The sequence below is a fragment of the Enterovibrio coralii genome, assembly GCF_001559595.1.
GTDB classification, from domain to species: domain Bacteria; phylum Pseudomonadota; class Gammaproteobacteria; order Enterobacterales; family Vibrionaceae; genus Enterovibrio; species Enterovibrio coralii.
In genome coordinates this window covers 14,379-40,049 of record NZ_LNTY01000006.1, presented here as the reverse complement: position 1 = coordinate 40,049, position 25,671 = coordinate 14,379, and the positions used below count along the sequence as shown (strand labels likewise).

General features: G+C 48.3%; 22 protein-coding genes and 2 pseudogenes. 11 read left to right on the top strand and 13 right to left on the bottom strand.

Features of this window, described 5'->3' with window-relative positions:
- Positions 1 to 246: 246 nt before the first annotated feature.
- From ATN88_RS26415 to ATN88_RS00970, 7 genes and pseudogenes are all read left to right on the top strand, one after another.
- A pseudogene (locus ATN88_RS26415) lies at positions 247 to 2,829 on the top strand (calcium-binding protein); the annotation flags it as partial.
- 110 nt (positions 2,830 to 2,939) lie between these two features.
- Positions 2,940 to 4,328, top strand: coding sequence for a calcium-binding protein (locus ATN88_RS25735; protein ID WP_198158302.1), 1,389 nt, complete (start codon positions 2,940 to 2,942; stop codon positions 4,326 to 4,328).
- 220 nt (positions 4,329 to 4,548) lie between these two features.
- Entirely contained in the window at positions 4,549 to 4,953 is a 405-nt protein-coding gene (locus ATN88_RS00995) for a DUF4332 domain-containing protein (RefSeq protein ID WP_067410073.1), read from the top strand.
- Between the two features lie 205 nt (positions 4,954 to 5,158).
- On the top strand, positions 5,159 to 7,069 hold the full coding sequence (amt, locus tag ATN88_RS00990; protein WP_067410071.1) for an ammonium transporter: 1,911 nt from the start codon (positions 5,159 to 5,161) through the stop codon (positions 7,067 to 7,069).
- A 392-nt stretch (positions 7,070 to 7,461) separates the two neighbouring features.
- Positions 7,462 to 7,806, top strand: coding sequence for a hypothetical protein (locus tag ATN88_RS00980; protein WP_067410069.1), 345 nt, complete (start codon positions 7,462 to 7,464; stop codon positions 7,804 to 7,806).
- A gap of 113 nt (positions 7,807 to 7,919) precedes the next feature.
- Positions 7,920 to 8,744, top strand: coding sequence for an AraC family transcriptional regulator (locus tag ATN88_RS00975; RefSeq protein WP_067410066.1), 825 nt, complete (start codon positions 7,920 to 7,922; stop codon positions 8,742 to 8,744).
- Positions 8,745 to 8,788: 44 nt separating this feature from the next.
- Positions 8,789 to 9,286 (top strand): LysE family translocator, encoded by a 498-nt coding sequence (locus tag ATN88_RS00970; RefSeq protein ID WP_232312659.1) that lies wholly within the window; start codon positions 8,789 to 8,791, stop codon positions 9,284 to 9,286.
- A 175-nt stretch (positions 9,287 to 9,461) separates the two neighbouring features.
- Here ATN88_RS00970 and ATN88_RS00965 read toward each other — a convergent pair whose 3' ends face one another.
- Together ATN88_RS00965 and ATN88_RS00960 are read right to left on the bottom strand one after the other, a co-directional pair.
- On the bottom strand, positions 9,462 to 10,568 hold the full coding sequence (locus ATN88_RS00965) for a M20/M25/M40 family metallo-hydrolase (protein WP_067410064.1): 1,107 nt from the start codon (positions 10,566 to 10,568) through the stop codon (positions 9,462 to 9,464).
- Positions 10,569 to 10,753: 185 nt separating this feature from the next.
- On the bottom strand, positions 10,754 to 11,410 hold the full coding sequence (locus ATN88_RS00960) for a glutathione S-transferase family protein (protein ID WP_067410055.1): 657 nt from the start codon (positions 11,408 to 11,410) through the stop codon (positions 10,754 to 10,756).
- Between the two features lie 115 nt (positions 11,411 to 11,525).
- Here ATN88_RS00960 and ATN88_RS28735 point away from each other — a divergent pair, with 115 nt between their 5' ends.
- The 3 genes from ATN88_RS28735 to ATN88_RS00950 are packed head-to-tail and all read left to right on the top strand — an operon-like array spanning position 11,526 to position 12,655.
- Positions 11,526 to 11,690, top strand: a complete 165-nt coding sequence (locus ATN88_RS28735) for a LysR family transcriptional regulator (RefSeq protein WP_408607688.1) — start codon at positions 11,526 to 11,528, stop codon at positions 11,688 to 11,690.
- A 26-nt stretch (positions 11,691 to 11,716) separates the two neighbouring features.
- Positions 11,717 to 12,394 carry a LysR substrate-binding domain-containing protein gene (locus ATN88_RS00955; RefSeq protein ID WP_408607687.1) on the top strand — a complete coding sequence of 226 codons (678 nt, stop codon included), beginning with the start codon at positions 11,717 to 11,719 and terminating at the stop codon, positions 12,392 to 12,394.
- 15 nt (positions 12,395 to 12,409) lie between these two features.
- Complete coding sequence (locus ATN88_RS00950; RefSeq protein WP_067411876.1) at positions 12,410 to 12,655, top strand: nicotinamide mononucleotide transporter; 246 nt, start codon at positions 12,410 to 12,412, stop codon at positions 12,653 to 12,655.
- On the opposite strand, the gene ATN88_RS00945 is transcribed toward ATN88_RS00950, so the two are convergent.
- The 8 genes from ATN88_RS00945 to ATN88_RS00910 all read right to left on the bottom strand — a co-directional run bounded on the left by ATN88_RS00945 (position 12,652) and on the right by ATN88_RS00910 (position 20,767).
- A complete protein-coding gene (locus ATN88_RS00945; RefSeq protein WP_067410053.1) occupies positions 12,652 to 13,323 on the bottom strand; it encodes a LysE family translocator in 672 nt (223 codons plus the stop codon). The genes ATN88_RS00950 and ATN88_RS00945 overlap by 4 nt on opposite strands.
- A gap of 167 nt (positions 13,324 to 13,490) precedes the next feature.
- Positions 13,491 to 13,955, bottom strand: coding sequence for a GNAT family N-acetyltransferase (locus tag ATN88_RS00940; RefSeq protein ID WP_067410051.1), 465 nt, complete (start codon positions 13,953 to 13,955; stop codon positions 13,491 to 13,493).
- A gap of 29 nt (positions 13,956 to 13,984) precedes the next feature.
- A complete protein-coding gene (locus tag ATN88_RS00935) occupies positions 13,985 to 14,641 on the bottom strand; it encodes an HD domain-containing protein (RefSeq protein ID WP_067410050.1) in 657 nt (218 codons plus the stop codon).
- 11 nt (positions 14,642 to 14,652) lie between these two features.
- Positions 14,653 to 16,581: a diguanylate cyclase domain-containing protein gene (locus ATN88_RS00930; RefSeq protein ID WP_067410048.1), complete on the bottom strand. Its 1,929-nt coding sequence runs from the start codon at positions 16,579 to 16,581 to the stop codon at positions 14,653 to 14,655.
- A complete protein-coding gene (locus tag ATN88_RS00925) occupies positions 16,578 to 17,144 on the bottom strand; it encodes a YfiR family protein (RefSeq protein WP_067410039.1) in 567 nt (188 codons plus the stop codon). Before ATN88_RS00925 ends, ATN88_RS00930 begins: the two co-directional genes overlap by 4 nt.
- 6 nt (positions 17,145 to 17,150) lie before the next feature.
- Positions 17,151 to 19,319: a TonB-dependent receptor plug domain-containing protein gene (locus ATN88_RS00920; protein ID WP_067410036.1), complete on the bottom strand. Its 2,169-nt coding sequence runs from the start codon at positions 19,317 to 19,319 to the stop codon at positions 17,151 to 17,153.
- Between the two features lie 288 nt (positions 19,320 to 19,607).
- A complete protein-coding gene (locus ATN88_RS00915; protein ID WP_067410033.1) occupies positions 19,608 to 20,141 on the bottom strand; it encodes an NUDIX domain-containing protein in 534 nt (177 codons plus the stop codon).
- Positions 20,142 to 20,203: 62 nt separating this feature from the next.
- Complete coding sequence (locus ATN88_RS00910; RefSeq protein ID WP_067410029.1) at positions 20,204 to 20,767, bottom strand: isochorismatase family cysteine hydrolase; 564 nt, start codon at positions 20,765 to 20,767, stop codon at positions 20,204 to 20,206.
- 180 nt (positions 20,768 to 20,947) lie between these two features.
- Between ATN88_RS00910 and efpL the strand changes: the two genes are divergently transcribed.
- On the top strand, positions 20,948 to 21,523 hold the full coding sequence (gene efpL, locus ATN88_RS00905) for an elongation factor P-like protein EfpL (RefSeq protein ID WP_067410026.1): 576 nt from the start codon (positions 20,948 to 20,950) through the stop codon (positions 21,521 to 21,523).
- A 49-nt stretch (positions 21,524 to 21,572) separates the two neighbouring features.
- Here efpL and ATN88_RS00900 read toward each other — a convergent pair whose 3' ends face one another.
- The 3 genes and pseudogenes from ATN88_RS00900 to ATN88_RS00890 all read right to left on the bottom strand — a co-directional run bounded on the left by ATN88_RS00900 (position 21,573) and on the right by ATN88_RS00890 (position 25,663).
- Positions 21,573 to 22,283 carry a DUF3726 domain-containing protein gene (locus ATN88_RS00900; protein ID WP_067410023.1) on the bottom strand — a complete coding sequence of 237 codons (711 nt, stop codon included), beginning with the start codon at positions 22,281 to 22,283 and terminating at the stop codon, positions 21,573 to 21,575.
- Between the two features lie 5 nt (positions 22,284 to 22,288).
- Positions 22,289 to 23,979, bottom strand: a pseudogene (locus ATN88_RS00895) (hypothetical protein).
- Positions 23,980 to 24,091: 112 nt separating this feature from the next.
- On the bottom strand, positions 24,092 to 25,663 hold the full coding sequence (locus tag ATN88_RS00890; RefSeq protein ID WP_067410021.1) for a BCCT family transporter: 1,572 nt from the start codon (positions 25,661 to 25,663) through the stop codon (positions 24,092 to 24,094).
- Between the last annotated feature and the right edge of the window lie 8 nt (positions 25,664 to 25,671).

Sequence of the window (25,671 nt, the reverse complement as noted above, 5' to 3'; positions counted from 1 at the left end):
TTCGATCTCACATTTGAGACAATAATTTTATATTTGAATCACTTGTATCTTATGCCTACTTTTTATTGTGTGAAGTTGCGTTAACTCGATAGGCAAATCGATAGAGGTGGCAGTAATGGATAACACGCTTGTAGTTACTCAGATTGAAGGTAAAGCGGTTGCAGTTTCCCCAGACGGAGGTGTAACCCCCGTGGAGAACGGCTCGGTTCTTAATCAAGGCGCATTGTTAGCTCAAATTTTGGGGAAATGGCAATCGTTCAGACCGAAGACGACTCCTTAGTGCTTAACGGAGACATTTTCTTCGTTGACGACGAAGGTGCTGAAGCTCTCGAGTTACCCGAAGACATTGCCAACATCATTGCGGCGATTGAAAGCGGCGATGACCCTCTCGAATTAGAAGACGCAGAGACCGCCGCAGGTGAGTCACTGCAAAGCGGCTCCGGTCCTATCTTCACTGGTTTCAATGAAGACGGTGGCGGAGAGGATTCTAGACAAAGTATTCTCGAGTCTCTTTTCGAGCGCATTGTGGAGTTAAACCCGGATCTAGACATCACCCGCGACCAATTCGATTTTCTTGCCAACAACAGCTTCTCATCCTCTCAACGTTCTTTTGCCAATAACGATGATGCCCAAAACACGGATCCACTCGGTGACGACGAAGAACCCGGCCCGGGTTTCGCCACCTTGTCTGCGAGTGTTGATGACTCACCGGAAGAAATCGTCATCCGTGGCACAAATCAAGACGATGTCATCGACGGTGACTCTCCTGACGAAACCATTTATGGCTATCAAGGTGACGATAACCTTCGTGGCTCAAATGGCGATGACGTGATTAAAGCGGGCAACGGCGAAGACCGTGCTTACGGAGACTTGGGCGACGACACCATTTATGGCGGTCGCGGCGCAGACACCTTGTTTGGTGATACCGGTACCAACGCGACTAACAGTAGCGAGTTTTCAGTTAATGGCGATTTGGAAGCTTGGGGTGATGACAGCCGCCGCCGCTGGGGCTTGTTTGATGACGACCAAGTTGAAGGTTGGAGTACGCCGGATGACGTGAAAATTGAGTTCCAACAAGGCGGCTTCGGTGGCGGTCCTGCAAACGACATCTCAAACACCATCATGGAGCTTGATTCCACCGCAAACTCAACAGTCCAACAGACTATCGATGTCTCTTCGCTAACAGGAAACTCCTATTCTGCATTAGAGCTGAACTTTGACTATGCCAACCGTTATAAAGGCGGCAACACAGAGACAAGTCAGTTCTCGGTAGAGATTACCGACCAAGATGGCATTGTGCTCTTCTCCCAGTTTTTCGACAACACCCAACCTAACACGCAGTTTGAAAACTATCAGGGCTACCTCATCATTCCTGAAGGCACAGAAAATATCACGGTAACCTTCAGCGGTGAGGGCGCATCAGACAGCTATGGTGCACTAATAGATAACGTTTCTCTGACCGAAGTGTATGAAGACGTAGAAGTCGATGGCGTCCTTTACGAATACACAGGAAACGCCGACGTTATTTATGGCGGTCGTGGCGCAGACAAAATCTTCGGTGAGTCTGGAGATGATCAGTTGCACGGCAATCGCGGCAATGACGACATCAACGGCGGCACGGGCGACGACATCCTTAAAGGTGGTCGAGGCAGTGATGAACTGCACGGTGACGAAGGTGATGACCAATTGTTTGGCGGTCGTGGTCAAGACGAGCTTCAAGGCGGTGCAGGTGATGATCTCCTTAACGGTGGCCTTGGAAAAGATGAACTATACGGTGCTGAAGGTAATGACACCCTGATTGGTGGCAAAGGTGCCGATAGCCTTTATGGCGGTGCTGATAACGACACGCTGAAAGGCGGCCGTGGTAATGACTACCTCAAAGGTGACAGTAGTGACGACACACTGCTTGGCGGCTTAGGGAAAGATGAAATTCAAGGCGGCTCCGGCGACGATACTGCGAAAGGTGGCAAAGGCGCAGACACCATTTATGGCGCATCTGGTAATGATACCTTGCACGGCAATCAAGGCGCAGACCGTATTTTCGGTGGCTCGGATGATGACATTATCTTTGGCGGTCGTGGCAACGACTACCTTAAAGGTGACGCGGGCAACGATACTGTAAACGGTGGCCTGGGTGCAGATGTGATCAAAGGTGGTGATGGTGATGACACCTTAAAAGGTGGAAAAGGAAATGACGACCTTGAAGGTGATATCGGCAATGACACCTTGTTTGGCGGAAGAGGGCAAGACGACCTTGATGGCGGTGAAGGCAACGATGTGCTTAACGGCGGTCGTGGCAATGATGAACTGCACGGCGATGCGGGCAATGACACGCTAAAAGGCGGTTTGGGCAACGATGAGCTTCAAGGTGGCACTGGGGATGACCTCGCCTATGGCGGCAAAGGTGCTGACAATATTTATGGCGGCTCAGGCAACGATACTTTGCACGGTAATAAAGGTGCTGACCGCATCTTCGGTGGCTCAGATGACGATATCATCTTCGGTGGTCGTGGCAGTGATTACCTCAAAGGCGATGCGGGTAACGATACAGTAAACGGTGGCCTTGGCGCGGATATCATCAAAGGCGGTGACGGCAACGACACCCTCTATGGTGGCAAAGGTAATGATGACCTCGAGGGCGATGCTGGGAATGATACCCTATTTGGAGGCAGAGGCAGTGATGATCTCGATGGTGGCGAGGGCAATGACATCTTAAATGGTGGCCTTGGCAATGATGAACTGCATGGCGATGCGGGTAACGACCTACTGAATGGCGGCAAAGGTGATGACGAACTTCAAGGTGGCGAGGGTAACGACACATTGATTGGTGGTCGTGGCGCTGACCAACTCTTTGGCGCGGAGGGTAATGACACCATTCTGGCGGCCGCGGCGACGATGTTGCTTATGGTGGCTTGGGTAATGACATTGTCAAAGGTGGATTGGGCGACGATACCCTCTCAGGCAGTGAAGGCGATGACATCGTCTTCGGTGGCGAAGGTGACGATACGCTCTTTGGTGCCAACGACAACGATATTCTTCTCGGTGGCGAAGGCAACGATAGCCTGAATGGCGGCAGCGGTGATGACATTCTCCTTGGCGGCAAAGGCGATGACTTCCTCCATGGCAGCAGCGGCAGTGATGTCGTTTATGGCGGTGAAGGTAATAACTCTATCGACCTTGGTAGCGGTAAAAACACCGTTGCCTACGACGGCAAAGGTAACGATACCGTTGTTGATTTCAGCGTCCGAGACGACAAAATCACGATTCCTCGTTCAATGGGTGCCCTCTCGATGTCAGCACTGGCTATTTCTGTCGTTGACGGTGACGCAGTCATCACAATGGGCAGCAATACGCTGACGTTGGTAGGTATCGACCCAGCAGACCTGACAGATGACAATTTTGAGTTTGTCTCTGATGAAGACTTTGATGCACTGCTCGGTAATAACGGTGAATTGGCGTTCGAGGAAGTGGCTGTTGTTTCTCAATCAGAAGGCAGCTTCCTCGCAACCGGTAGCCTGCTGAACGAAGAGAACACTGTCGGTAGCTGGCATATCAAAACCGTCACTGTGGATGGCGTAGACTATGACGTGCCTGACTCAACCGTTGTCATTCACACCGAACACGGTGAGCTCACTATCTTTGGTCAAGACGACCCGCGTCATGCGGAAGGTGAATATGCCTACCACTTAACGTCAGAAGCTCTCGCGGGCGACGAACTCGAGCACTTCGATATCAAACTCGAAAATGACTTGGGAGAGACGGTGGATACAGAGTTCGACATCAGAGCAGGTGAAACTGCAGATGACGACCTCCATGACCTAACAGATGACTACGAAGTTGAAGGCGATGACGGCAACAACTTGCTCATCGGTGACGCCGATGACAACGAAATCCATGGCTATGCTGGCGATGATTTCATCGACGGTGGCTTAGGCAATGACCTCATCGTTGGCGGTGCAGGGTCTGATACTCTCAAAGGCGGCGAAGGATCAGATACTTTTGTCTTCCTACAAGCTGACGCGGGTGCAAACACTGTCGATACCATCGTTGACTACTCACCTACTCTAGATGTTCTCGACTTTACTGACGTCCTTGGTGGCGTCGAAGAAGAAAACATCGGCGACTACCTAGTGTCATTAGAAAACAATGACGACAACGAAGCAGTACTGTCTATCGCGACAGACGGTGACGTGGTAGACCAGCAAATTGTATTTAGTGATACGTCCGTCGCTGATCTTGCAGCACTTGTTGGTGCACCTTCAGCATCCAGTTCAGATGTTCTTTCCACCATGATTGAAGAAAACAAAATTCTGGTGAGTAACTTCTAACAAAAAGCAAAAAGCCCAAGAATCCGAAGCCTGCTCTTGCAGGCTTCTTTTTTGGGGTAGCGAATATCAGCAAACCCTTAATTGTTACCAAAATCGAGACAAGATCAGGCGAGACACAAAGAGTCGTTTATCTGGGTCTGTCAAAACGCCGTGGAGCCTTCTTTATTACTTTCCGCTGGCGAGCAGATCTTTTCGCTCAACGTTTAAGGAGACAGAGCAAATGACCAAGCTAGTTGATATTGAAGGTATTGGTGCCACGTATGCTGAGAAGTTAGAAGCCATTGGCATCTCAACTATTGAGCAGCTTTTGGAGCAAGGAGCACAACCTAACGGCCGCAAAGCTATCGCTGAGCAAAGCGATATCAGTGGCAAACTCATTCTAAAATGGATTAATCGCGCAGATTTGGCACGCATTAAAGGGATCAGCACCCAATATGCCGATCTGCTCGAGCATGCAGGTGTCGATACCGTTCCAGAGCTTGCCCAGCGCAATGCGGCTAACCTTGCCGCGAAAATGGAAGAAGTGAACGAAGAGAAAAACCTCGTTCGCCAACTTCCAGGTGAAACCAAAGTCGAGGACTGGATAGCCCAAGCCAAAGTTCTCCCGCGCGCCATCCACTATTAAATAACGAGGTGCGGGTTGTCACGACCTGCACCTTTTAAAGCTCTTCCACTCTATACGCCCACTGAATTAAAAGACTTTTTACCCGCCGCGCCCCAAAAGTGCGACAAATGAACAATACTTAGAACCAAAGCGCACTGCGCCGATCAATTCTTAAAAGGGTTTTCGATAGACGACATGATTTTCTTCTATCGGTTTTCGGGTGAGCATGGAATCAATTCAAATACAGGGTGAGCTTCTCGATGTCGTCTGGTTGATGTTGTGTACGGCATTGGTTTTATTAATGCAGCCAGGCTTTACTTGCTTTGAAAGCGGGTTAGTGCGAAGTAAAAACAACATCAATGTTGCTTTAAAAAACGTCGCTGACTTTTGCGTTGCGGGCGTCAGTTTCTGGGTGGTTGGTTTTGGATTGATGTATGGCACATCAATCAATGGGCTAGTCGGTTTTGACAGCTTTATCTTCGACGTTAATGGCGAACACCTTCTTCTCTCCTTTTTCCTTTTTCAAATGATGTTCTGCGGCACCGCCACCACCATCGTCGCTGGTGCCGTAGCCGAACGTATGCGTTTTTCCGGCTACTTGCTTTGCGCGCTACTGATCTCGGCAGTTATTTTCCCTGTGTCTGGTCACTGGATTTGGAACGGTTTGCACTTTACTGACCATGGCGAAGGCTGGCTGCGAGAACTCGGTTTCATCGACTTTGCGGGCGGAACAGTTGTCCATTCCGTTGGAGGATGGTTAGCACTGGCTGGCATTATTATTTTGGGTCCCCGACTGGGTCGTTTTAATGAAGCAGGAAAAGTGCAGGACATCTTTGGTCAGAATCTGCCCCTCTCCGCTCTGGGCACCTTCCTGCTGTTTTTTGGCTGGTTTGGTTTTAACGGTGGCAGTCTTATTACACCTAATGAAACGTTACCTCTTGTGTTTGCAAATACCGCGCTCGCCGCCTGCTTTGGTGGTGTTGCGGCACTGATTTTTTCGTGGCATTTACATTCAATGCGAGGAATTCGATATTGCCTGAATGGCTTGCTGGCAGGTCTGGTATCTATTACAGCAGGTGCAAATGTTTTGTCGCCTCATATGGCTGCACTCGTTGGGTTTATTGGCGGCATCATCAGTGTACTTGTGTCGCACCTTCTGGTTCATAAAAAGCTTGATGACGTGGTTGATGCGGTGCCTGTTCACCTAGGTGGCGGTATTTGGGGCACGTTAGCCGTGGCGATTGTCGGCCCCCTTTCTGCTTTTGACGGTGCAACACGTAGTGAGCAACTCATCACTCAGTTTATTGGCATTGTGGCATGTGGCGCATGGGCCTTTGGTGTTGGTTATCTTGTACTTTCACTGGTCAACCGTTTTTATCCGCTAAGGGTATCCCCACAAACCGAAACCATTGGGCTTAACTATGGTGAGCATGGGCTTAAAGACGAACTGATCGATCTCATGCATCAAGTGGATGAAATGCGTGAGCAGAAAGAATTTGACCGCACCATTTCCTTTGAACGTGGCTCAGAGAACGCCGCCATTTCGATTGCCTATAACCATCTGCTTGAAGCGGTGAACAAAGAATACCGCGACAGAGAACAAAACCTGCTTCGCATGGCGAACCTTGATCCCCTTACAGGGATAGCTAACCGACGCATGTTTGATAGTGAATACGAGAGTGAATGGCGGCGCAACCAACGAGAAGGCTCTGGGTTAGGATTAATGTTGATCGACGTTGATCACTTCAAGAAATACAACGATCGCTATGGTCATACTCTGGGTGACTATTGTCTTCAAAACATCTGCAAAGCACTGTCAGACAGTTTGCTGCGATCGTCCGATACGTTAGCGCGGATCGGTGGTGAAGAGTTCGCGGTTATCATTCCAAACACAACGCCAACTTCTCTCAAACAATTGGCAGAGCGTCTGCGTGGAAGTGTAGAAGATTTACGCATTCCTCATGCCGACAACGAATTGGATATTGTGACAGTCAGTATTGGGCTTTCCTATGTATCAACCGCAACCACCAGTGATAAATCACACTTCTTTGATGAAGCCGACAAAGCACTTTATAAGGCAAAAAATGGCGGAAGAAACCGCGTTGTCGTCTTCAGAGACATGCGTGCAACTGGTTAAATTAAAAACGAAACCTCGCCATTAATGTGACATGAGTCACAACAAACACCCAAGAAAGTAGAGATGTCATCTCCGATCCGTACGCTAAAAACATCCTTACAGCACAAAGCATTGGAACGAACATTTGCTGTAGCACAGGATTCTGTTCACAGGACCAAGGTAGGCGATATGACAGAACTAAACAACAAACTATTCTGCGAGAAATGTGGCACCATGACGACACACACATGTGTTGAGCTGGAGCCTCGCAAACCAGAGCCTGATAGCTCTCTTTTTCAACGAGCCACCATTATTCTTTCCAACTCTATGGATTTAATGCTTGGTAGTGCGTATCACCAGTGTGATCGCTGCGGTTCAACATACGGCCACTCAGAGTCTTTCGGAGGCTTCTAGTGGAGCTGACTTCTCTCCAAGAAGCACTTAACAATAATGGCTTCAATGACATGATGAAAAACGGCAAGGTGCGCGTCACTTTCGGATATGCCACCTTGCCAATCACTATCGAAAAAGACCTCTCCAACGACACGCTTAACATTTCATACCCTCAGCTGTTTCAAATTCTTATCGCGATGCTGATGCTGGTACTGGCCTTTATCTCGTTAGGAAACGCGAGCTTTGCGTGGGCTGGTATTGAGTTCGCTGTAGGTATCTACATGTTTGTGAGTGTGATCCTCACAGAAATGAGTGCCAAAGAGTTACGCCAGCACATCAGACAAATGTCGCTCCCTGAAACGTGATTGCCGAGAAACCCATCCCAACAGCAATATTGAGCAATTTTGTTCAAGTTTTATTCGCTTTCTACCCCTATAGTTCTGTTTAATAGTTAACGACACGGAATAAGGGAATCACTGTGAGCACGGAAAATCGCTTTCAATTCATCAATAGCCAACACCTTGATGGGGTGTCGGTGCTTGATGCCAATATGAGCGATTTCACCTACGACAAGCATGCTCACGAAGAGTTCTCGATCGGTGTGACGTTACAAGGCCGCCAAGACTTCTTCTGCCAAGGAGCCTTCCATAAAAGCCCCGCGGGTGGTGTACTGCTTTTTAACCCAGAAGATGTTCATGACGGTAGCTCAGGTGGCGACAAAGACCTCGAATACCTGATGCTATATATCCACCCCAACAGTTTTGAGTCTCAGTTTCTCGCCCTTGGCGTTACTCATCCAGCACAATTGAGAATTGAAGGTTGTTTGGTTGATGACCCTGTATTGAGAAACCAAGCTCTCGTCCTCGCTCAGACGCTCAAAAATCCGCAGTCTCGTCGAATCGAGCAAGAGTCGGCACTGTTTCAGCTCTCTCACGCCATGGTATCGAAAGCGGGCAAACTGGATGAATTACCTCAAACCAATCGCAAAGATACCCTGCTGCTTCGCGCCAAAGACTATGTGCAAGACAATCTAAGTCAGGATATCGGCATTGATGACATCGCAGATGCTGCGAACATGTCAAAGTTTCATTTCATTCGTCAGTTTCGCGCGCAGTTTGGAATAACGCCGCACCAATACATTCTTAACTGCCGCATCAACAACGCCAGAAAAGCACTAGAGGCGGGCGTGCCTTCCAGCGAAGCCGCACAGCAGTTCGGTTTTGCTGACAGTAGCCATTTCAATCGACGATTTAAACGCGTCTACGGCATGACACCGAAGCAATACCAATTGCAGACCACCTAGCTTTCTCGCTAGCACCAAAAATCAACACATCAGGAATTCTCACCATGTTAGAACTATGGGCATATGCCATTGGCATTATGTACTCGCCCGGCCCTGTCAATTTACTGGGGCTTCACGGTGGCGTACAACGGAGCACTAGACAGAATCTGGGTTACTTTGCAGGTGTTGCGTCCGCCATGTTTTTGCTGTTTCTTACCATGAGTTTGGTGGGCGGCTCTCTGATTACAGCTTCAATGCTGCCGTATGTGAGTATCGTGGGGTGCACTTATATCTTGTACATTGCCTTCAAACTGCTTCGTGCTGATGTGAGCTTCAATGCCGACCAAAAGGTAGCTTCTCATCTCACTTATATGGACGGTTTGATGCTGCAACTGCTCAATCCGAAAGGGTATATCGCAACCCTACCCATAGTGACCATTCAGTTTCCGGCGGCGGGTATTTCTGGCTATTCAAGCCTGTTCTGGATAGCATTTTATCAGTACTCGCTTTCGGTGCACCCGCGTCTTACTCACTGGTCGGCACACTGCTTGGCAAACAGATAGAAAAGCCATTTTACTTGCGCGCGTTTACGCTTCTTATGGCCATGCTATTGGTTTATGTCGCGGTAGGTATTGGTTATCAACACATCTACGTCCCTTGGTTTTCATAGCGTTGTGCGTTTGACATAGAACGAAAAAGCCGCCCAATGAGGCGGCTTAGTATCAATCTTCGCAACGATTATTGTGTCACGTAAGCTCGAATGAAATCACTCACTGCAACCATATCTGCAATCGCAATGAATTCTTCTGTGGTGTGTACTTTCGACATACCGGTAGACAGGTTAACCGTCTTCAAGCCTTTCTCATTGAAGACGTTTGCATCAGAACCGCCGCCCGTTGGCTTGGTCACAGGTTCGATACCAATTGACTCAAATGCTGCTTTGATAGACGCAACGTGCGCATCGTCATCAGCCAGTTTGTACGCATTGTACGAACGGGTTGATTCGATTTCGATGCCTGCACCGTGCTTTTCAGCTGCCGCTTCAAAGGTAGACACCATGTGTGCCACTTGTGCTGCCAGCTTGTTGTCATCCAGAGAGCGCGCTTCCGCTTCTAGGTATAGCTCAGGCATAACAATGTTCGTTGCTTGACCACCGCGAACCACACCAATGTTTGCCGTGGTTTCTTCGTCAATACGGCTCAGGTTCATTGCGCTGATTGCATCAGAAGCAACTGTTAGTGCGTTGATACCTGTCTCTGGTGCCAGACCCGCGTGCGCTGGTTTGCCTTTGATGGTGATTTTCAGGCTTTGCTGACCAGGTGCCGTGGTGATGATAGTGCCGATTGGGCCACCTGAATCCAGTACAATCGCTTGTTGGGATTCAATTTTGCTCATATCGAAGTGCTTCGCACCTTCAAGGCCCAACTCTTCGTAAACGGTGAACGCCACTTCGATGGTCTTGTGTGCAACACCACTTTCTTGGATTGCGCGAACCGCTTCCATGACCGCAACGATGCCTGATTTGTCATCACCACCCAAAATGGTGTCACCTTTAGAACGGATAACACCGTCTTCGATGATTGGCTCAATGCCGTTACCCGGGGTCACGGTATCCATGTGGCTACTGAACAGAATGCTGCCATCCAGTTCGCCTTTCAGCTTACCGTAAACGTTAAAGCCGTTAGAAATGTGTGCAGGAACTGGCAGTTTGCTTACTTCAAAGCCCATGTTGCCAAGTTGCTCAGCAAGGGTTTCTGCCATAGCTTTTTCATTGCCAGATTCACTGTCAATTTTTACCAGCTCAATAAAATGCTCAACGAGTCTTTCTTGATTAATTGTGGTCATCGGTGTGCGACTTCTTTTCTGCAAGATGGACAAGCACCTTAAACCCAAGTGTGAGGACAAAGAGATGGGCTACATCAAAGAAAGTGTCGATACGGGTGAATTTCAGGCAAAAAAAACGGGCTTTCGCCCGCTGAAGGTATGGTAAGGAAAGAAGTTTTCAACGTGGCATACACACAAGGAAACACTTATGCCACGTCAACACCGGCTTCATCTTCTGGGATAACGCTGGTGTCTTGTTGAGATTCCTCAATCCACTGCTGTAATGCAGCATTTTGGATCACATGCGTTGCATATCGCTGAGCATCGTCTGACAGTGTTACACCGTAAGTGATGAAGCGAAGCACAACTGGCGCATACATAACGTCAGCAATCGAGAAGTCTCCGAATAACCAACCGCCTTTCTCACTAAATTCTTTCATCTGTGATGACCAAATGTCATCAATTCGGGCAATATCTTTCTCACAGTCTCGAGAAGGAGACACTTTGCGACGCCCACGAATGTTCATTGGCATTTCATTTCTTAATGCGCCAAAGCCCGAATGCATTTCTGCAGCAATCGCGCGAGCTTTCGCTTTTTGAGCGGGCTCAGAAGGCCAGCCTTTACCATCTAGGTAGGTATCATTGACGTATTCGCAGATCGCCAACGAATCCCACACCGAAATGTCACCATCAACCAAAACGGGCACTTTCGCCGCACCTGAGTATTTTGCAATCTCGTCATAAAACTCGGTTGAGAAAAGAGCCATTTCAACTTCTTCGAAATCGATATCGAACCCACGAAGCACTAGCCAACCACGTAGCGACCATGTCGAGTAGTTTTTATTTCCAATAATCAACTTCATAACTCACTCCTTTGCATTCGTCTGGCTGAAAACAGTATGCTTGGGAGATGCACGGGTTTCTAACGCATAGTTTTGATACCTAGTATTCGAAATCCTGATAGAAGGCCTGACAGGTATGGACATCGACTCATTAAGAAGCTTTCTCGCGATTGTTGATACGGGCAGCTTTACACGCGCCGCGGCTCAAATTCACCGCACACAATCCGCCATCAGCATGCAGATTAAAAAGCTGGAAGAAGAGCTGGGCAGCCACTGTTTGACCGAGAGAAGAGGCCCTTAACGCTCAGCCTCGCAGGGCAAAGGTTGGTGAGCCATGCACGCCGCCTTGTGGCCTCACACGATGAAGCACTGGATGCTTTCAAACGGGAAGATACCGCGCGCCCTATTCGTATTGGTTGCCCTGACGATTACACAGACGGCCTATTGCCAGACCTACTTGAAAGTTTGAGACGAACGCTTAATCGCCCCATCACTTTTGATGTGCTTTGCGCATCAAGTACACGTCTTCGTCAACGCCTAGACTGCGGCGAATTGGACTTGGCAATCGTCACGCGTGCGCCGGATTCCGATGAAGGCTGGCTACTCAAACACGATAAAGGGGTTTGGATTTGCGGTGACAATGCGAGTCTCATTGCTCGTAGACCACTCCCGCTGGCATTGTTCGATAAAAACTGTAAGTTTCACACTACTGCCTTAGATGGCCTTGGCAAGTTTGGTATCGACGTTGACTTGTTAACCTTCACCACCAGTGCTTCAACATTAAAAGCGGTCGTTAGAAAAGGTATGGCGGTTTCAGCGATGGCAAGAAGCAGCGTGCCTGATGATTTGCAGATCATCGAAAACAGCAATTTACCTCCATTGCCTGCTATCGATATCGTTATTGTTGCCGCAACGCAAAAGCACCCCCTTATCACGCCATCGCTCATTTCGGCCATTTCTCTAGAGTTTGTTGCGATGGATAAGCAAACCGCAAACATTGCATAAAGGATTAAGATGGAGATGGATTTCTTTCAATACTACGGTATCGATTGGCTAGCGATGGTGCTGACCTTTCTAGCGATTTGGCAGATCGGCAATAAGAACAAGGTTGGCTTTTATCTCATGATTTGCGGCAACACCTCTTGGATATGTGTAGGCTTTTTAACTGACAGCCTTGCCATGATGATCGCCAACGTCATTTTTTTGCTGATGAACATTCGCGCCATTGTGAAATGGTCACAGCCAGACGAGCTAAACCATAATTAAAAAAGCCGCCAAATAGAGGCGGCTTTCTCGATTTTCGGGGCACGTTTATCGGCTAATGCTAGGTAAGCACCTGCGCCAATCATGATAGATCCCGCACTGCGATTCATGCGCTTGATGGCTTTTTCTGTTTTCAGCAAACGCGCTGCTCTGTCAGCACAAACGGCAATCAGCATACCGCCGCTCATCAATGCGATGCCTGCAAGCACGTTCGCCAACACAACATCACTCATGCTCAATACGGTTAGATCCATAAAGGTCGGCAAAAATGCGATGTAGAAAATGATGACTTTCGGATTCGACGCTGAGATGAGAAATCCCTGCATGAAATCCGCAACATAGCCTTTCGACTTGCGTTGAGGTTTCGCCGAGATTTCAGCAAGTTGAGGCAACGCCTTGAACATTTTGTAGCCCAAGAAAATCAGATATGCCGCGCCAGCATAGCGAATAACGGTAAACAGCTCTGAGTAGTTTTCTGCAATGGTCGCCAAACCAAAGCAAGCAAGGGTGAGATAAATGAGGTCACTCAAAACCATACCCGACATGATAACAATACAATCACGCCAGCCCGTCACCATCGCTCTCGCCAAAATGGCGAAAATACCCGGCCCAGGGGTTATTACAAAGATGAATATTGCGATCGTAAAGGTAATCGCCCCTTCAATAGACATAACACTTCCTTCGTGCAGTTATGCTTAGTACAAAAATCCACACTAACAGAAAGTTTAAAAATTAAAGAAGGCTTTTTGATGGGTTCAGTAAAAAAAGAATCGGCGTCTTAATCTGGTTACGCTTTGCAGTTAAACACAACCAGATTATTCAAACTCGTTGCGTTTTGTCAGAGACGTTTTTGATACTCAAACACCACAAACTCGTTATCGGGATCAGGGTGAAACTCACCGATCTTTTTGTAGCCGAGCTTTTCGTAAAAGTACTGGTTTCTGAAGGCTTTGTAGGGCGTTAATAGGTAGATTTGTTGAATGTCAGGGAGCAAGTTTTCTGCCATCGACATAACGTCTTGTCCGATGCCTTTGTTCTGAAACGCCTCGCTTATGTACAGATAACGAATGTCCATCCCGCCATCGCCAGTGTCTTCAATGCAAAGACCACCAGCAAAAGCCGTGTCGACGACTATCTTGAAGAATTGCTTATCCGCGATTCGCTCATAGAACCAGCCCAGCGATTCAATATTGGGTGGATAGCCGCCGTAAAGTTTATAGTCTGCATGAAATGCAGTTAACGCAGCTTCCTGCAATAGACTGGCATCATCTTTGGTTGCTAAAACCAACTGCGTGTTGGACATTCCTGCTCCCATTTTTGCCCAAGTGGGCTTTAAATTTCGTGATCAAGTTGATCGATAAACGTCTTCATAAACGCCACGCGCTTCTCACCTTCTCTTTGCGCTGCTGCGGTTTGCATGGTTGAAGGCAAACCCAAAAGCTTTGTATAGAAATGATCGAGCGTGTACGTGTGATCGTCTGGTTCCCGCTCTTCGCAGAAAGGATCGACCAGCGAATACAATTGGCGTCCCAAACTCGCGCTGACCAGAATACAGCGCGCAACACCAACCGCCCCTAACGCATCAAGACGATCCGCATCTTGAACGATTTTGGCTTCCACAGTTTCCGGTGTGATATTGGCACTGAAACTGTGGGCAACAATGGCATGGTGAATGGCTTCCAAAAACTCCGCGGGGTAATCGATGGAACGAAGAAACGCGACGGCTTTATCGGCGGCAAATCGCGAGCTCTCGCTTCGCTGAGGGTGATTTTTAGGAAACGTGAAGCAATCATGCAGATAGGCGGCAGGAAGAACAACCGCCCTATTCGCATTTTCAATCTCACAAAGGGCTTCGGCGGTTTTAACAACGCGCAGGATATGGCTGGTATCGTGCGCGGTGTCTGTTTGCATCTCTTTCTCGATAAACGCAAGGCAATGTGTAGCTAAAGTGTCGAGGTAGTCCACTGTGTCTCTCTTATTGTTGTGCATCTTCTTATGTTTCAAAGTAGTACAGTGTTTGCGCCCTCGCTTGCGTAAGCGTAACGATTCTTGCCCATCGCCTTGGCTTCATACATGGCTTTATCGGCCTGATCGATAACCGTTTTAAGTGGCGTCTCGTCATGACTCGCCCAATAGCGAACGCCAATACTGGCACTCACACGTGGTCGCACGCCTTCGACCATGATGACTTCATTCAGCTTCTTCATCAAACGCTGCATGATATGTTCGATTTGCTCACTGCCGCGAATGCCCAGCAAAAACTCATCGCCCGCTAATCTCGCTACCAAATCCCCCGAAGATACGCAGCCTTTAAGGCGCTTAGCAATTACCTTCAACAGTTCATCGCCAACGTTGTGTCCATAGAGGTCATTGACGTTCTTAAAGCCGTCTAGGTCAACAAACAGAACATGCATGTCCTGCCCGATGGCATGCTCCTGTGCCAACGTCGCCATAGCATGGGTGCGGTTTGCCAGTTGGGTCAGAGGATCGTGGTGCGCCATATGGTTCAGGCGTTTAAGCTCAAGTCGTGTTGTTTGGTCGAAAATGGAAATAACAAAGGCTTCCACTTTTCCATTTCTATTGGTCACTGTCCTTGCATCAATGCGGCAAGGAAGGATGGTGCCAGAAATACAGAACAAGTGAGAGTGCCAGGTGTACACCCCCTTTCTCAACAACGTTTTAAACTCGGTATACGGCAGTCGCCCAAGGTCGCTCGAGAACATCTGATTCCAATGCTCCACCGCACCAAACGTCTTCAAACAAGCACGGTTTTGCGCTTCAACGGATAGGCTTCTAGAAAGAACAAGCGTTGCATCTTTGCTTTGGTCAAAGATCAATTCGGCGAGTTTACGGCGCTGCTCAGCCGTTTGGAGCGTAGTGATGTCTTCAAATTGCACCAAAGAATGTTGTGCCGATGCCATTGGTGTTGAGCGCACGCGATACACTTTGCCCGAAACACGATGTCGGATTTCAACAGCATGGATTGGACGATGCTCATCAATCGCACTTGAGACTTCTAACAAGGTCGTCGCTGGCAGGAAGTTAGACAAAATATGGTCGAGGTTTGTTGGGTCACAGCCCATCGACTTCAACTCTATCTCTGCCGCTGGATTAAAGTAAGTCACTACGTCGCCCGGCGCGATAACCAAAATACCGTGATCAATCGTATCCAATACGTGATTGATATAAATACTTTTCTCTTCCAGTTGGCTCAGCGTTGCCGTTAGCTGTTTGTCCCGCTCATACAAGCTTGTCACCATGTCATTGAAACACTCGGTGAGCTGCCCTAGCTCGTCATAACGGGTAACCGGAAGTGTGTTGCTCATTATACCTAACCGAATCATGTTCGACATGGAGCGATGCAGTGATGACAGGGGCTGCGAAACAAATCCATGGATCAGGCGCGCAAAGAATAGCGCGAACAACGACAACGCCACCGTCGCCATGACAAGGAAACCCGTGAGTCTTTGCTTCTCATCTGCCACGCGCGTTTTAGTGAAATAAAGCTCTAACGTCCCCAGCTTCTCACTGCCCATTTGAATCGGTTTGACCACGCGCTCTAGAGCGGTCTGATTACAGATGAACCCGGCTGGATGTGGCGCGCAATCCTTTGGCAAGCGAGAGAATGACACGAATTCTGAACCGCTATCTCTCAAGACCTTTGCATGAACAAGGTCAGGGTCATAGCTCAGTGCCGTCAATTGCTCTTTGGCTGACGCTATGTCTTCAAACGCAATGGCAGCGGTTAAGTTGCTCGCCGCGCCACTCGCGAGAATATCTGCACGATACGCCAACCCTTCTTCTAGGTTCTGGCTAACGATGTGAGTTGTCGCTAACCCACCACCAATGACGAAAACAGTCATTAGCAACCAGGTTGGTAAAATCAGCTTAACGCGTAACGGTAAATTCTTTAGAAATTGAGGTGTCATTCCTGTACCTCCCCCTTAGTCACAGCAATGGCAAGCAACTGTGATCGAAGCGTAAAAGGCAAGCCGAGAAGATTATGCATGTCAATGTAAGGTCTGACTCGATTGTTCATTTTTATAAATGAAGCCATACCGCCATTTTCAACGAACCTCTTTCCTTCCCCGACAAGAAGCGAATCAGGATATTGAATTCGAAGTGACAAGATATGTTCTTCTTCACGACTGGTGGTGAATAAGATGTGGCATCGACTGGGCGTTGCGCTGTCGTCAGTGATGTCCCAGTACTTTGCTTTTTGGCGTTTCTGTTCAGCAATCGTCTCAAGTTGTCGAGCAACTTGGCTACTGCCATCCACGCAGTAGTGGTACAAATTGTCTTGGGAAGGCAGGTTCTCCCAATTAACAAGATAAGCAAACCTGAAAAGGTACACTGCCTTCAACTCGTCATCGGTGAAATCCGCCGCCTCGACATAGTGCCCTAATACAAGGACAAGCGACATCAGCACACCCACAAAAGGTGCAGAAAACAGTCGCTTAAAGCGTTGTAAATCCCATTTACGCTTTACCATAGATCCTCAGGGCAAAAACCAATCAAGCTCCAGCCAATATTGGGTGCCATTGTCGAACCCATTGTATGACTCTGGAAACTCATTAATTTGATCGTTAAACAGGTTTTCAACCGTGAGGGTCATTTCTAACCCTTTATAGAAGGGCTGGAGACCAAAAAGAAGGTCCCACGTAACCACATCTGGCCACGCAACTTGCTCCGCGTTGGCGAGAATGTCATCCGGATCAGTGCCAGACGCATAGTGCAACACACTGCTCACCCAAAAACTGTCTGTTACATCCCACATGACTTGCGCGCTGGCTAAATGCTGCGGTTCATTTTCATAGGTTTTGAGCAATTGCTTGATAGCGAGGCTTTCTGCACCATCAAACTCTGCTTTGATCCGCTTGTAGCTGTAGTTTGCATTGACCTGAAGGTCTTTACTTACCAGCCACTTAAGGGCGATCTCACCGCCGCTTGTTTTAGAAGAAACACGCTCTTCTTTTCGATAGACGATAGATTCAACCAACGTCCCCACGGTGCCCGGAGAAGAGTTGCCAGTGACAATCATTGCGCCAGAGCTGTTAGGGTCGTAAGCCCAAACCGGAATGTTAGATTCTTCGCTGTAAAACAAATTAACGTCAAAGCTAACGTTGTTCTTTTCATAGAACTTATACCCGACTTCGAAAGTATCAACTTCGGGGGCTTTTAGCTCTTCTTTGCCTACGTATGTCGTTGTACGGTAGCGATCAAAGTCTCCGCAATAGACATTATTCGGTGCCAACTGCACGCAAACGTACTGATCGCTCGCATAAACATTTCTCTTGAAGTGTGCGCTTCGGCCATCACGGGCGGGTGTCACCAAGGCTCTACCCCAACCTGCCCATACACTTTGGCCGTCAGTCAGCTTTTGCATAACCCTGAGCTGAGGCTGAGAATACGTTTCGTGGTTAATGTCAAAATACTGCCAACGATTACCCAGCATCACTGTGGTTGAGTCAGTGATCGGGTAGATAAAGTTAAAGTAACCCGCGATGCTCTTGTTACCGTAACCTTGCTCATCTGCGACTCTCACATACGGTGACAAAAGGCTTTCGTCCGCACTGTAAGGTCTGAAATATTCATCAATAAAGCGGTAATTCAAGCCAAGCGTTAAGTGGCCACCAAAGAAGTTGGCATCTTGATAGCTCGTTTCTGAATCGTAACGTGTGAAATACGCGTTGCGGTCGGAACCATCACTGCTGCTGTAAGTGATCCAAAGCTGCTGTTCCCAGTGACGGTCTTCACCAAGTTCTTGCAAATACTTCACGCCACCAAAGTATTCTTCGGCAAGCATTTCCGTTTGATATGGCGCAAAGTCATCAACATCTTCACCACCGTTTAAGAAGTGCGGCTGATACAGACCCCACTGATAATCTTCACGGGAACGAATGCCGCCTAGTTGGAAAGAAACGGTTTTATCGAAATGTTGGTAGTCGCCGCGCAAACCAAAGCGTTCGGTATAAACACGGTAGTCTTGATGAGGTTGGACAATTTCTTGGTCACTCGTCCACGGCATATGCTGAACAAACTCAGCATATCCGCTCATGAATAGATTATCGCTGACTTTGCCTGCGTGATGCGCTTGGTATTCTTGATAGTGGTAGTTACCCACTGCCGCAGAAACATGGCGTTTCGGTGCATCTTCAGCATCAACTGTGATGATGTTAATGACAGCATGAACCGCGTTGCCACCCCAAATAGTGCCGACCGGCCCTAGCACCACCTCAATATGGTCAATGTTGTCCAAGCTAACCGGAATCAAATCCCAGTCTACACCGGAGAACATCGGGTTAAATACGCTTCGGCCATCCACCATCACCAGCATGGAATTGCTCATCGCTTCATTGGTTGTGCGCGCGGAAACACCCCAGTCGTAGTTGGAAAACTTAGCGACATGTAAACCCGGTGCTAGGGTTAAGGCATCGGCGACGGATCGTACGCCTGATCGTTTGATTTCTTTTGCGGTGATGACATAGGTAGCGGCGGGAATATCGGCAAGGCTTAACGCTGTTTTCGTAGCAGACACGACTTTGGTATCAGACAGTGCCTCCAACGGCATATCCAATAATTCACTAAGATCCGACTGTGCAAATGCTGTTATTGGAAACGGCAATATGAAGCCTGCGATCGTTGTCGCCAGACGAGCTCTAAACATAAGTACTTCCGAGAGCGATTTATTCCAATTCTTATTATTTGTTTCCCTGTGAAGGTGAAACTGACCTGATCACTTCGAAAGTAAATATTCTGCTTCTTGTAGAGTTCGCGCCAGATCTAGGCGGATTATAATGGAGTTATTGCTCAAAAAAACATAACTATATTCATCAAATTGTAAATTTTTACAGCTCTATCGGAATTATTTTCCTCAGTTACACCTCAGCCACTAACTCCTTGTTAAAAGGCAAGAAAAAAATTCAACATACCATCACAAGTTTCACAAAAATAATTATACGACTTTCTTTAATTTCGCCAGACCATATGCGGCAATCGTCACATTATCTCGGATCTCTCCTTCGACGATCATGTTTTCAAAATCTGAAATGTTAAAAGCACGAGAAATTAAATCTTCTTCTTCCACGTCTAAACAATTCCCAATGTGAGATAGTTGTGTGGCGAAATAGATATGACAAGTTTGATTCAAAAATCCATAGGCAATGTATTGTTTGCCGAGATACGTCATTGACGCAGCATCCAACCCTGTTTCCTCTCTTAACTCCCCTTTAGCCAGCTCCAAATGATCCGCATCAGGGTTAGATTCCCACGCACCTTGCGGAAGCTCCCAGCAGCGCTGTTGAACTGTGTATCTGTACTGTTGTACCAAGTGAATTTGGCCGTCATCCACGGCAATAATCACCGCACAGTCTGGTTTATCAACCACGCCATAAATACCTTGTGCGCCGCTCGGACGTTCAATCTGGTCTTCTCTTACCGACATCCATTTGTTTTCGTATACAACTTTAGAGCTCAACGTTTTAATCATAAAAACAATCACCTACCGAGATTTTTCATCACGTTACATTAAGAATTAAAGAAAGTCAGGCATCATAGCAATCGACTTGGCGTAATCGTTGCGATTCTCTCAAGTTGCGCCAGCGAAGCCGAGTGTTCAGCGTCAGTGTGTGCGGCACAGGCATCAGCGACAACATGGACGACATAATCACGGTCATGGGCATCACGCACTATGCTCTGAATCGCCCACGATGTGCTTACGCCACATACATAGAGGTTGTTGATTTGATTTGCCCGAAGCGTCGCGTCGAGCGACGTACAGTAGAATGGGTTCACTCGCGGTTTAACCACCACTAAATCGTTGGCTGTCACCTGCAAGTCTTCATGAAACGCCGTCCCCCAACCGTTGAGGTTTAATGCACCGAGGCTATTGGCTTTACCAAAGATGGGAGAATGCTTTGGCTGGTCTTGATACCCTTCCGTGAAGCCAACTTTGACAAAGATGATGAGATGTTCCAACTTCCTCGCCCACGCAATAGCGTCATTGGCTTTTTCAATCACTCCCTTCTCTGCCACTTGCTCTGCACATGAGGGGATTTTTCCGTCCGGATGAACGATGTCGTTGATGAAGTCGATTACCACTAAGGCTGTGTTCATACATCCTCCAGATTCAGATACGCATTCAGTATATGCCCGCAACCAGTCTAGCCAGATTCAAAGACAACCGGCTTTGCATTTGCGACGCATCTTGATTTAGAGAAACTCTGCTGCTCCCATCTTGCCAAAATCAGAAATCGTGATATTTTTCGCTGCAGTTATTCAACTGGAATAGTGACCATGCCAAAGGCAAGTGAAATTAAAAAGAACGCCGTGATCGAACACAACGGCAAAGTACTGGCAGTTAAAGACATTTCTAAGCTGACTCCAAGCGGCCGCGCGGGTAACAGCTTGTTCCGTATGCGTCTGTACGATGTAGCAACAGGTGCAAAATACGACGAGAGCTTCAAAGCAGACGATATGCTGACGCTGGCTGACTTCAGCCGTCACGCAGCAGACTTCTCTTACATCGACGGTAACGAGTACATCTTCATGGATTGTGAAGACTACACGCCATACCACTTCAACCAAGAAGACATCGCTGAAGAACTGCTGTTCATCACTGAAGATACTAAAGGTATTCAAGTTCTGGCAGTAAGCGGCAAGCCTGTTGCAATCGAACTGCCATCTTCGGTTGATCTGGTGATCACCGAGACATCGCCGTCAATCAAAGGCGCGTCTGCAAGTGCACGTACTAAGCCTGCAACCCTGACTACAGGTCTGGTTGTTCAGGTTCCAGAATATGTAGCACCTGGCGACAAAATCCGCATCAACACGGCTGAACACAAGTTCATGAACCGCGTAGACGGAAAATAATCGAAAAAAAAGCCCTGAACAATCAGGGCTTTTTTTCAACTGCGTTAGGCTATTCACCCGCACCGCGTTGCGACTGCTCGCTGTTTTCCACCAAGCCTCGTGAGGCAAAAGCTTTCATCGTCAACCAATGTGCCTCATCAACTTCAATGCCACATTCCCATGCACGTTGAAACGATATGGCCTGCATCTCCGCCGAAATATCCGGTGACAAGCTTGCGTCATCCATGATGAATGGCACCAAGCTCAATTCAATCTCTACGTCGTGAACGCCAATATCCTGATTGTCCCCAAAGTAGATGTCCGGATAACGACGCCCTGCATTGTGTATGTACTCGACACCGAGCGGTACTTTGTCATTGCACCATGTCATTCGAACTGAAATCCCTTTACCTGATAGCTTTACCAGCTCACCAAATGCAAAGTGCCGATTGCTGCATTGATGAATCGTCAAACGCGCAGACTTCGCACTGATCAGCTGCTCGATGGTGACATCCAGCAGCGCTGGAAAATGGCACAGCAAGCTCGTACCGTGAAGATCGGCCTCTACATGATTCAAATCGATGACGATGGACGGCGAAACGGGTTTTCGTTCTTCATCGAGAAACTGCAGAGCTGCAACAAAGTTTGCGACACCCCCGAGCCCCGCCATTTCTAGCTCCACCACCATGTTTGCGATCGCATCTGACTCGCCGCAGTGCTTTTGTAGGCTCTCAAACGCCTTGGCACACAAGGTGACCAATTCATTGTGTGAAACAAACATGAACGTTATGCCTCCCTGTCAGGAAGCAACGGAAAAAGCCAGTCGTCCTTTGCGATACCTTGAGAGGTTTCCGCCGCCAAAGGCGCACCTTGAAACAAGGTCACCCTCACCCATCTGTCAGAGCGCGGGTCAAACTTAGTCGCGCCAAACATAGAAAGCTTGCACCTCAACAAATGCATAGGAAGCACGCCTTTATCCAGCACGTTGATTTGGATGTCACCCATTGGCTGATTGCCTAGCGTCCACACTCTTCGCGCTATCGTTCGATACTCTGGGTTTTCCAGCAAGAACATCGCCAGTGAGTGGTTACTGTCAACGCGAGAGAGCGCGTGATAGAGCCGGTGAGCCTGCCTTGCAACATCAAGTGATAACTCATGCTCCTCGCCCGCTTCATTGCCTCGAACGCCCATACGCGGCTCTTCTTTGTCTATCGAGCGATACCAAAACCAATACTGGCTGTCGGGCGACTCAAAATTTATGTCTAACGCCCAACGGTAGCGGGTTTCGAGTAGCCTCAGCATGTTTGCCACACTGATCCCCGGTGTTAGCTGTATGGACTCCTCTGTGTTCATACCCTGCGCGAATTCATCGACCAACCAAGGATGCGCCTCCATCAACGAAGCAATGAACACTTCTTGCGTTTCAAAGCTGTAAACCGAAGCACGTTCAATCAAGGTCTGCCATGTCAGGTTAGGTTCGGATGTACTGTTGATATCCTCTAAAAGAGAGGGAATCTCGCTTACACAGAGGGCATTGAGCTTACGCTGATGCTCGTCGATGGTGACAACCTGACTTAAGTGCTTTTTGGCCTTCTGAAGCAAGATGACACCTTCTGTTTTGCTTCTTCGTCAATGCTACTCAATGCCACCGTTCCCAGTGCCATTTCGCGTTGATAGAGCCAATTATCGACAACACGAGGATGACGAATAAGATACGGCGCCATACCCAATCCAGTGGCATTGCCTATCCCGATATACCGCTGCATTTGGGGAGAAAGTGTCACGGCTTTCTCACCGCCTCGTCGCGCTGCCAAGTCATGCACCCAATCGAGACTAAACTGACGAAGGATGAAAACCGCACACATTTGCGCGCTAAAAGAGAGCGAAAAGTCCGGATTTTCACCTAGCGTTTCAAAATCTGCGATACCGAACTTGCCATTGCCATACACTGCCGTCGTGCGCAGGATGTAGCCCACTTTGGCAATCTCATACGTATCGGGCTGACAACCTTTCGAGAGTTCATCAACCACGTGCTCAAACACGCGCACGCTCTTGTTGGCACGCGATAGCACAAGCACTTTGGTAGAGTTTCTGCCCGCCTCTTGAAGCGGTACATTTTGGCGAAGGTATGCCAGTTCTTTCTCGTTAACTTCGCCTTTGACCAAGGCGAACGTGACATCCCATTTCTCTGCGATCACACGATCGTTGCGATCTTCATCCGCAATCTCGTCAGAGAAAATGATCAACTCATAGTGATGATTTGGTGTATCTAGCGCGTAGATAGCGTGGCCGAAACCACTTTCCTGAATTTCCCATGTCTTTAACGCTATCTGCCACTTTTCAGCAGACATTTTTCTGAGCAGCGAACGAACAAAGCTAATACGGGTTTGGTGCATCGCACCGATACGATAAGGATCCATGACCACTGCTGGATCTCGAAGGACTGCCTTTCCATCGATTACTTGGTTTGCTTCCATGGCTGCTCACCTTTAACTGCCAAGGTTTACGTCGAACCTTTTCCTTTATTATTGGTGACAGCCTCTTGCGAGACTGTCACGTTCCTGTGTCGATTGAGTAATATTTTTTGGCTCAATCCAGCCCTTGCGCTTTTGCCATTTGAAGCGCAATTTTTGGCGCATTCCAAAGTGATGGAAGCAATATCAGTGAGACCGGCACTGCGGTGATCACGATGAAGGATTGCAAGGCAGAGACGCCGCCTGAACCCAGTGAAATCAATATGATGGCAACGGTACCCATCATCACGCCCCAGAAGGTACGCATCAGACCGTTTGGCTCCAAATCACCACTGATCACGACGCTGATGGTGTAAGTCATCGAGTCGCCTGTGGTGACGATAAAGACCGTGGTCAGTATCAAGAACAAGATGGACACCAAGGTAGGAAACGGCAGTTGCTGAGTAATCGCGAGCAGCGATGCTGGTAAGTTGAACCCTTCAAACGCCTTACTTACCGAGCCAGGTTCCGCCATTTCAAACGCAAGGCCAGAACCACCGACAATGGTGAACCAGAAACAGGTGATTAACGGTGCGATAATGGCAATGGTGGTAACCAGTTGGCGAATGGTGCGCCCTCTGGAAATACGGGCAATGAAGATCGCCATCATAGGTCCATAGCCGAGGAACCAGCCCCAGAAGAACACCGTCCACCAGCTCAACCACCCCATATCGCCACGGAACGTCGCCATGGGAATAAAGTTGTCGACCATGGTGCCCACACCTTGCAGGTAGCCGTTGATAATGAAATCGGTCGGCCCCACGAGAAGGATGTAGATCATCAGGCCAACCGCGAGGATCACGTTGTAACGACTGAGAATTTGAATCCCGCGGTTTACGCCGCTCAGAGCAGAAATGGTGTAGATCGCGATGGCACAAAGAATGATGATAAATTGGGTAGTAAAGCCATCAGGCAATTCAAAAAGCAGGTTTAGCGCATAGCTGATTTGAAGACCAAGAAAGCCAATTGGGCCAATGGTACCCGCCGCAACAGCTACAACACAGCATGCATCAATCACCGCGCCTAACCAGCCTGTCATTGCACGGTCACCAAACACAGGGTAAAGCAATGTACGTGGTTTGAGTGGTAAGCCTTTGTCATAATGAAGGTGCATCAAAACAATCGTGGTCAGCGTCCCCAGAATTGCCCATGCAAGAAAACCCCAGTGCATGAAGGACTGTGCCAACGCATTAAAGGCCTGACGCTGAATATTTCCCTCTGGCACACCATAAAGTGGCGGTGGATTCACAAAGTGTGCGATTGGCTCGGCCGCCGCCCAAAACACCCCGCCGCCCGCAAGCAATGTGCAAAGGATAATCGCGAGCCATTTGAAGCCTTCCATTTCTGGCTTGTCCATTGCTCCGAGGCGAACGCGTCCCGTGCCGGGACTAAACGCCAGTGCAATTCCAATCAAAAATGTCGCTAACAGCAAAAGCTGCCAGTAAGGACCAAAGAAAGACACGCTCCAACTGAAGCCTTGATTAACAAGGTCAGACAGCAATTTATTGTTCACCAATGCGGTGATTACGAAGGCAGTGAGAAAACCTCCGCTTAACCAAAAAACAGGGTTATCTAAGCCTAATTTCTGCCACGCGCTTTGCGTCTTGGATGCAGCATTAGACTTTTCGGCATCAAGTACTCCAGACATTCTCTGTC